General features: G+C 44.0%; 9 protein-coding genes. 8 read left to right on the top strand and 1 reads right to left on the bottom strand.

The features are described from left to right. The 6 genes from INF28_RS07900 to cwlD form a co-directional block, all read left to right on the top strand. Positions 1–374: zinc-binding dehydrogenase (locus INF28_RS07900; RefSeq protein WP_226392927.1), on the top strand; the 374-nt coding region annotated here is incomplete at its 5' end. A gap of 701 nt (positions 375–1,075) precedes the next feature. Continuing rightward, positions 1,076–2,434 carry a DNA repair protein RadA gene (gene radA, locus INF28_RS07895; protein ID WP_226392926.1) on the top strand — a complete coding sequence of 453 codons (1,359 nt, stop codon included), beginning with the start codon at positions 1,076–1,078 and terminating at the stop codon, positions 2,432–2,434. A gap of 26 nt (positions 2,435–2,460) precedes the next feature. Further along, the gene (locus tag INF28_RS07890) at positions 2,461–2,940 is read left to right on the top strand and encodes a CarD family transcriptional regulator (protein ID WP_226392925.1); all 480 of its coding nucleotides are present in this window, start codon (positions 2,461–2,463) and stop codon (positions 2,938–2,940) included. Positions 2,941–2,961: 21 nt separating this feature from the next. Beyond that, complete coding sequence (gene ispD, locus INF28_RS07885; protein ID WP_226392924.1) at positions 2,962–3,672, top strand: 2-C-methyl-D-erythritol 4-phosphate cytidylyltransferase; 711 nt, start codon at positions 2,962–2,964, stop codon at positions 3,670–3,672. Positions 3,673–3,709: 37 nt separating this feature from the next. Next, positions 3,710–4,186 carry a 2-C-methyl-D-erythritol 2,4-cyclodiphosphate synthase gene (ispF, locus tag INF28_RS07880; protein WP_226392923.1) on the top strand — a complete coding sequence of 159 codons (477 nt, stop codon included), beginning with the start codon at positions 3,710–3,712 and terminating at the stop codon, positions 4,184–4,186. Between the two features lie 52 nt (positions 4,187–4,238). Further along, entirely contained in the window at positions 4,239–4,958 is a 720-nt protein-coding gene (cwlD, locus tag INF28_RS07875; protein ID WP_226392922.1) for an N-acetylmuramoyl-L-alanine amidase CwlD, read from the top strand. On the opposite strand, the gene INF28_RS07870 is transcribed toward cwlD, so the two are convergent. Next, positions 4,955–5,899: a leucine-rich repeat protein gene (locus INF28_RS07870; RefSeq protein WP_226392921.1), complete on the bottom strand. Its 945-nt coding sequence runs from the start codon at positions 5,897–5,899 to the stop codon at positions 4,955–4,957. The genes cwlD and INF28_RS07870 overlap by 4 nt on opposite strands. A 268-nt stretch (positions 5,900–6,167) precedes the next feature. Here INF28_RS07870 and INF28_RS07865 point away from each other — a divergent pair, with 268 nt between their 5' ends. Both INF28_RS07865 and INF28_RS07860 read left to right on the top strand, forming a co-directional pair. Next, complete coding sequence (locus INF28_RS07865; protein ID WP_226392920.1) at positions 6,168–6,761, top strand: RNA polymerase sigma factor; 594 nt, start codon at positions 6,168–6,170, stop codon at positions 6,759–6,761. Between the two features lie 96 nt (positions 6,762–6,857). Next, a complete protein-coding gene (locus tag INF28_RS07860) occupies positions 6,858–8,195 on the top strand; it encodes a zf-HC2 domain-containing protein (protein ID WP_226392919.1) in 1,338 nt (445 codons plus the stop codon). Positions 8,196–8,198 lie beyond the last annotated feature (3 nt).

Below are 8,198 nucleotides of genomic sequence, written 5' to 3'. Positions count from 1 at the left end.
TGGAATGCGGTCACGGTGTCGATGTGGCTATTGACTGCCTAGGCGGTGAAATTATGGGGCAGTGCTTGCATTTTTTGACGCACGGCGCAAGGTGGATTATGATTGCAGCACTGGCAGGACAGAAGACGGAGATAGATCTGAAAAATATCTATGTCAGAAATGTTAGAATAGTGGGAAGCACATTGCGTTCCAGAACGCCAAAGGTAAAGGCGCAGATTCTTGCAGAGTTGGTTGAAAAGGTGTTTCCGAAAATTGAGAGCGGCGAAGTGAAACCGACGATTTACAAAACGCTGCCGATCACCGAGGCAGAAGCGGCACATGAGATTTTATATAGAGGAGAAAATATAGGTAAAGTTGTATTAGTTGTAAAATGACTTTAGAAAAACTGTGTCCTCCCCCAAAGAATAGACAGAAAAAGAGGGGAAGAGAAAGAATCGTAGTAACTCTCTATAATTCTCTGATTTAGTAAACCATCTGCCATAAGAGCTTAGTCATTGCTTTTCATATTCCACAAGCGGACTCCAACCAAGAGCAGAATGAGGCCTTGAGCAATTGTGATCTGTCGAAAAAGTGTAACCGACAACCTTCTTTGAGCAAAAATCTTTGACGATCGCAGTATAGAGCCAGCCCTCATCAGAGAGGAATGCATGAGTGAGAATGTGTAGGCACAAAGGGCTATAGATTTCATTGCCTTCCCGTAATATAACAGAACGATTCACAGAAAAAACGATATATTTGAAAAATCAGATGCATGATTGGATTGATGATGCCACACGGCATATGAAGATTCCAATCATGCGTTTTCTTTTTTTGCACCACGTGTTCAATACGGAAAATACGGTGCTATATTGCCATTGGAAACCTTGGGACAGCGTTGGAGATGGGAAGGTCCCGTAAGATATCAAAGCCGCAGTAGTGTACAATGAGAAGGTTGTTGTTGAGATAGTCGGCCCATACTATCTTTTTCTGACAACCGCTGGACAAACCAGCGATTTTATAGTATAATAAATATGATAGAGGGCATGATAAACATAAATGGGAAATTTCTCTTGGAAATAAAAAGTGAGGCAGAAATATGAAGCGGAAAACAGTATTTGTCTGTTCAGAATGCGGAACAGAATCTCCGAAATGGATGGGAAAGTGCCCTGGGTGCGGTGCATGGAATACCATGAACGAGGAAACGGTGCAGGAGGCTCCCAAAGGCTGGAATAAAAGCGTGGTAATGCTGACTGCATCGAAACCGAAACCTTTAAAAGAAATATCTACTTCAGAGGATGCTCGAATTTCTACTGGAATGGGTGAACTCAACCGGGTTTTGGGCGGAGGCATTGTGCCGGGATCTTTGGTGCTGATTGGTGGTGATCCAGGAATCGGAAAATCAACTCTTTTGCTTCAAATTTGTGAGTATTTAGGAAAGACGCAGCGGATTCTTTATGTTTCGGGAGAGGAATCTCAGGGACAAATCAAACTTAGGGCGGATCGGCTTTCGATTCAAACTGAAAATTTACGGATTTATTCCGAAACCAATATGGTCAATATTCTTTCCTGCGTGGAGAAAGAAATGCCGAATATTTTGATCGTAGATTCGGTGCAGACCATGTTTAATCCTGATCTTGCCCCTGCCCCCGGAAGTGTGACGCAAATCAGGGACACTGCGGCATCTTTGATGCGAGTGGCAAAAGAAAAAGGTATTGCTACTTTTTTGGTTGGGCATGTTACAAAGGAAGGTTCCATTGCCGGACCTAAAATTTTAGAGCATATTGTAGACTGTGTCCTTTATTTTGAAGGTGAACAGCATCGTGCTTACAGGATATTAAGAGCCATCAAAAACCGGTTTGGTTCTACCAATGAAATCGGCGTGTTTGAAATGGTATCACACGGGTTGAAAGAAATAGCCAATCCCTCTTTAGCACTTTTATCCGGTCGTCCTGAAGGAGAAGCCGGTTCCTGTATTCTTTGTACTATGGAAGGAACGCGGCCAGTCCTTGCAGAGGTACAGGCGCTTGCCGCACCCACATCGTTTGGCAATCCCCGGCGGATGACGGCGGGTGTGGATTTGTCCAGAGTGTTGATGCTGCTGGCGGTGATGGAAAAGCGCTTGAACTTACATATTTCATCCTATGATGTATATGTCAATGTCGTTGGCGGATTGAAAATGGTGGAGCCAGCTGTGGATATGGGAATTTTGCTGGCCGTGGTTTCTAGTTTCCGAAACCGCCCCTTAGATGCAGGGTTGGTGGCAATTGGGGAAATTGGACTTGCTGGGGAGCTGCGTTCCTGCAGTTTTCTGGAAAATCGTATTGCGGAGGCAGAAAAACTGGGGTTTAAGCAATGTATTATCCCCGCTGCCAATGCTGGAAAACTAAAAAAATTTGATAAAATTGAGGTTTGTGCTTATTCAAACATCCGACAGGTCTTGCAGGATATTTTATAGTGCCAAACCGGAAGGGAGACTTTTTCATGTTTAAAATCGGTGATAAGATTGCGTATCCTATGCATGGAGCCGGTGTGATTGAAGGAGTAGAAAGCCGGTGCATACTTGGGCAGGAGCATAAATACTATGTATTAAAACTTTCTATGGGAAATGTTCAGGTGCTGATTCCTACTTCTAATATGGAAGAAACTGGAGTTAGATATATTGTTTCCGCTGACGAAGCGGATCATGTGATTCATTGCTTTGCCGAATGTGCAGAGGAAGACGAGGATAAAAACTGGAATAAGCGGTATCGGGATAATATCGAAAAGCTAAAAAAGGGTAATTTGGAAGAGGTGGCAGTGGTCATGAAGTCGTTGGTGCTGCGGGATCGAAGGAAAAGTTTGTCGAATGCGGAGAGAAAGATGCTTAATAATGCAAAAAATGCACTGATTTCAGAGCTAGGCTTGTCAAAAGGAATGAGTTATGATGAAGTGGAGCATCTGCTTATGGATGCCATTTCCTGATGAGAAACAGGGAGGAATGATATGAAGCATGAAAAGCAAGATGTTCTGCAGGCCTCTGTTATAATTGCGGCAGCGGGAACAGGTTCGAGAATGGGAGCCGGAGTGAATAAGCAATTTTTAATGCTGGGAGACATGCCTGTTTTGGCACATACCCTTTTTGCATTTGAAAATGCAGAATTGATTTCGGAAATTGTGATATCTGCGAAACACGACGAAATCGTGACCATTAGCCATTTAATACAGGATTTTGATATCCGTAAGGTAAAAGCCATTGTACCCGGCGGAGAAACCCGGCAGGAATCGGTAAGACTTGGACTGGAACATGTTACTAGCAAGATGGTGCTGGTGCATGATGGCGCCAGGCCTTTTGTTGAGGAAGAACAAATCCTTACAGCGATACGTATGCTGCACAAGCATCAGGCAGTGACTTTGGGAGTCCCTGTTAAGGATACCATTAAGCGGGTAGACAGCCATGAAAATGTTTGTGAAACTCTGGAAAGAAGCGGATTGTTTCAGATTCAAACGCCTCAGGGATTTAGGACGGATGTTTTGCGGAAGGCACACCAAAAGGCACTGAAAGAAGAGTTTCAGGCAACCGATGATGCGGCTTTAGCCGAATATATAGGTGTGCCGGTGCATGTGATTTCTGGAAGTGTTTGGAATCTGAAGCTGACTACGCCGGAAGATCTGGTGATGGGAAGAGCAATTTTAGCAGCAAGAACCGGCGAATAGAAACACCAGAAAATGATATTAGATAGGAGATACATAGATGAGAATTGGTTTCGGTTACGATGTACACCAGTTGACGGCTGGAAGACGACTCATCCTTGGCGGCGTCGAAATACCTTTTGCCAAAGGACTTTTAGGGCATTCTGATGCGGATGTTTTGACCCATGCTGTCATGGATGCTCTTTTGGGAGCCGCGGGATTGGGGGATATTGGGAGACATTTCCCTGATACAGATCCCGCCTTGGAAGGCGCAGACAGTATGGTTCTTTTGCGGCGTGTCAGAGAGCTTCTTATTCAGCATGGATTTTGCATTGGAAATATTGATGCTACGGTTATTGCCCAAAAACCCAAACTGGCAGAGTATATTCCCGCAATGCAGGAGCGGTTTTGCCAAGTGCTGGAAATGGAAAAAGGTGCAGTGAATGTCAAGGCTACCACGACGGAGCATCTAGGATTTGCTGGCCGGGGTGAGGGAATTTCCGCTTGTGCTGTTTGTACCATAATGCGCATGGAATAAATAAACAGAATATTTTATATCATCATCTCATAGTTTAAAAGGGGTGATGATTTTGTTTATCATAGTAAAAAAAAGAATGATTTTAACGGCTGTGTTTATACTGTGTGGGTTGGCCTTGTCTACGGTAGCCGCGTATATTATCTGGCACCAGGAAGAATCTGCGCAGGCAGTATTTGCGTTGCCGTCAGCAAATAAAGTGATTGTAATTGACGCAGGGCATGGTGGTTTTGATGCCGGCGCCAGTGATAATGGATTACAAGAAAAGGATATTAACCTGGATGTTGCACTTCGTCTTAGGGAATACATTGAGCAAGGCGGCGGCATGGCAATTATGACCAGGACAGAAGATGTTTCCACAGCGGCAGCGGACAAAAATGGGAAATCTGCAAAGCAATCTGATTTGGAAGAGAGGAAAAACTTGGCACAAACGTCTGGAGCGGATATTTTTGTCAGTATTCACATGAATAAATTCCCCCAGCCTCAATATCACGGGGCACAGGTGTTTTATGCGGTTGAACCGGAGGGAAGCAAAAAGTTGGGGGAGGAAATTCAACAATCGTTAAAAGATATACTGCAGGACGGCAATACCCGAATGGCAAAAAAAACAGACGGAAGCGTATTCATTCTAAAGAATACATCAATACCGTCTGTCATTGTGGAATGTGGTTTTTTATCTAATGCCCAGGAGGCAAAACTCCTAAGTCAGGACGATTATCGCCGTAAACTTGCGTGGGGAATTTATATGGGCATTATTCGTTATTTTAATCATTAGGGTTGATAAGTAATGGTAACCAGTTTTTGCCCCTCGTCCCAGCCTACCTTACCGCCGATTGCTTCCACAACGTCGCGGATGGGAAGCAAAACCCTGTCATTAAATTCAATAGCAGGGCAGGAGAGATAGTATGCCTGGCCGTTTACCATCATAAATGGTTCGCCTGGGCGAATTAAAAGCCGATTTCCGCCAATATCGATCCCTGTAGTGTTCATCGTATAATCCCATGAAACCTGTGCACCCAAGGCTTCCATAACGGCGCGCAGAGGTACCATGGTTTTATAATATCTGGTATCGGTAATGCAGGGCTGGTCAAAAACAACATCATTGCCGTTGACGTTAACTGTAATCAGTTCTTCAAACTGAATGCCGTTATTGACCGCAAAATAGGCTCCGGCGGTATCAGGTTTCGCATAAATTCGGAAGCCGCCGCTGGCCTGAAACGCATCTGAACCAATGTCAGTCACCCCTGCCGGAATGGTAGCGGCTGAAAGATTGGAACAAAGTGCAAAAGCATTGGCTCCGATGCGCTGAACGCTGGAAGGGATGGTGATGGTCCATAAGCTTTCGCACTGGTAGAAAGCACCGTCTTCTATGTTTTGAAGCTGAGCAGATAAGTGTACAGTACGAATTCCTGTGCTGTATGCAAAACACATTTCTCCAATGACGGTTATGGTATCCGGAAGGGTAATTTCTTGAATCACAGAACTGCCGCCGCATGCACCGCCGGCCAATGCTGTTACGGTGCAATCTCCTAATTTTTCGGGAATTGTTACAGTTTCACGGCTATCGTCTACATTGGTGATGGTTGCTTGCCCATTTGAAACGGTATATGTGAAGATGTCCTCTTTATAGGTTTCCTCTTCAGCAAAGACGACCGATGTGCATAAAACAGCCATCAATATTCCCATAATAACAGGGAGAAAAAATTTTTTTTGCATTTGATTCACCTCAATAAGTTTTACACTGCTTTGGTAGCGGTGTATATTTTTCATGAATAAATAGTATAACATAAAATTTTGATAAAAGCAAGTGCTTGCGATATCGCCTGTTTTTTTTATTGCTTTCACAGAGGACATGCTCTTTTTTAGACATAAATAGGTGTTTTTTACTGTATTTATTTGACAAGCTGTCAGAAATATGATATTGTATATTTTAATAAAAATGACTTTGAAGCATCAGTTCAACTCGATTAAGGAGGTGGAGAAGATGGAAGATGAAAAACAGCTGATTCAGCAGGCTCAGCAGGGAAACCCGGTGGCGTTTGAACAGCTGATTGCCGAACATCAGAAACGCATTTTCTCTATTGCCTACCGGATTGCGGGCAATTCTGATGACGCTGCGGATATGGCACAGGAAGTTTTGGTTAAAATATTTAAAAATATCAATAAATTTAAGGGTGATTCCAAATTCTCTACTTGGATTTACCGCGTAGCAACCAATACCTGTTTGGATGAATTGAAGCGAATCAGGCGGCACCCTTCATATTCTTTGGATCAGGAAATAGATACAGAGGAAGGCAGTATTTCAGCTGAAATTGAAGACGATGCTCCTACACCGGAGGAGTCCGCAGAACGCAAGGCGGTCCGAGATGCAGTAAACATTGCTATTGCCCGGTTGGGGGATGACCATAAAAAGGTCATAGTCCTTCGGGATTTACAGGGATTTTCTTACGAAGAAATAGCTAAAATAATGAATTGTTCTGAAGGAACAGTAAAATCAAGAATTAGCCGAGCCAGAAGTCAATTGAAAAAAATTTTGCAACAAGATAGGGAACTATTTGCTGATTATTTCGTCAAATAAATTAGAAGGCTACAAGCGGTTGTATCTGATACTGTTTGCAGAAAACAGGATATGGTAATCCTGTGATAGATTTTATATAGAAAGGAGGGGGAAAAAATGCGTTATTTTAAGGATTCACTGGAAAAAATCAGGCCAAAAGAAAAAACGGATTGTCAAAAGTGCAGAGAATTGCTTTTTGACTATGTGTCTGATGCAGTGGATCAAGAACAGGGAGAATGGATAAAAGCGCATTTGGATGGTTGTCCCTCCTGTGCGGCGGAGTATCAGCAAATTTCCGAAATGCTACAGGTGCTTTCTAAAGTATCTGTGCCTGAATTACCAGATCAGTTTGAAGCAAACCTGCATGAAAAACTGGTCCGTGCTGCGGAAGAGATGAAAGCTGAAAAACAGCGCGGGTTTATGGATAAACTGCACGAATGGTTGAATCCGTCAGTATGGAAAGAAAAATTAACTGGATTTGGAAATGGATCTTTTAAAGAAAGATTGGAGCGTTTTGGACGTTTGGGCGGCTGGAAAGTCATGGCGCCTGCTATGATCTGTCTGGTTTTGTCGGTAGGAGTTTTTTCTACTGGACTATACCGTGAATGGATGGAATCTGACGATGTACTGACCTCTGAGTATCAAACAGAGGAAGATGCTGTGCACACTGCGTCGCCAAAAGCGACTGGAAAGCCTACTTCAAAGGTGACAGCGAGAGCGACGGCTGCGGCAACGGCAAAAGCGACTGCTAAGGCAACAGCAAAATCGACCGCAAAGGCAACCTCTAAAGCAACGACAAAAGCGACTGCTAAAGCAACTTCTAAGGCGACGGCAAAGCCGTCTTCCATGCCGCAGAGTACTGTAAAACCTACAGAAGCGCCAATTATTGAAAATGCGCCCATAGCGCCGTCGTATGAAGAAGCTCCATTGCTGGAATCTGCCGCGCCAAATCCACAGACGGTAGAACCAGAAGCTGCTGCGGCAGACACGGCACAGATGGAGGAGAACAGCAGTGTTGCTCCCTATCAAAGTGCGGAAAATACCGTGGCAGATCTTCCCATGATGAAGGGAACCCCGAATTCGTCGGATTCTGCTGTTTCAGGTGGTTCCGGTGGTGGAAGCAATGGAAGCAATATGCTGATGGCTGATATGGCACCTGATGCAAAATTTAGTTTGCCGGAAAAAACGTATTTGATACGGACGGGCGATCCTGCTGCGTATTTAAATGCTTATCAGAATGAGAGCGGTTTACAGTGGCAGGACAAACAACAGGAAATGGATCCGGTTGAAATTACTGGGGAAAGCAGGGAGGATGCTATTGTATTGCGGCTGACGGATGAAGAATGGGATCGTTTTTCTGCTTATACATTGGAGAAAGGAATCCTTCCCTACCTTTTGAACGAAGATGGGGATGAGAAGGAGGTTATCGTTGTGGTAACCGGGTATTTGGATTAAAGT

This window comes from Ructibacterium gallinarum (assembly GCF_014982785.1).
Taxonomy (GTDB): Bacteria; Bacillota; Clostridia; order Monoglobales; family Monoglobaceae; genus Ructibacterium; species Ructibacterium gallinarum.
The sequence above is the reverse complement of the archived record's forward strand: the minus strand, read 5'-3'. Positions and strand labels throughout refer to the sequence as shown.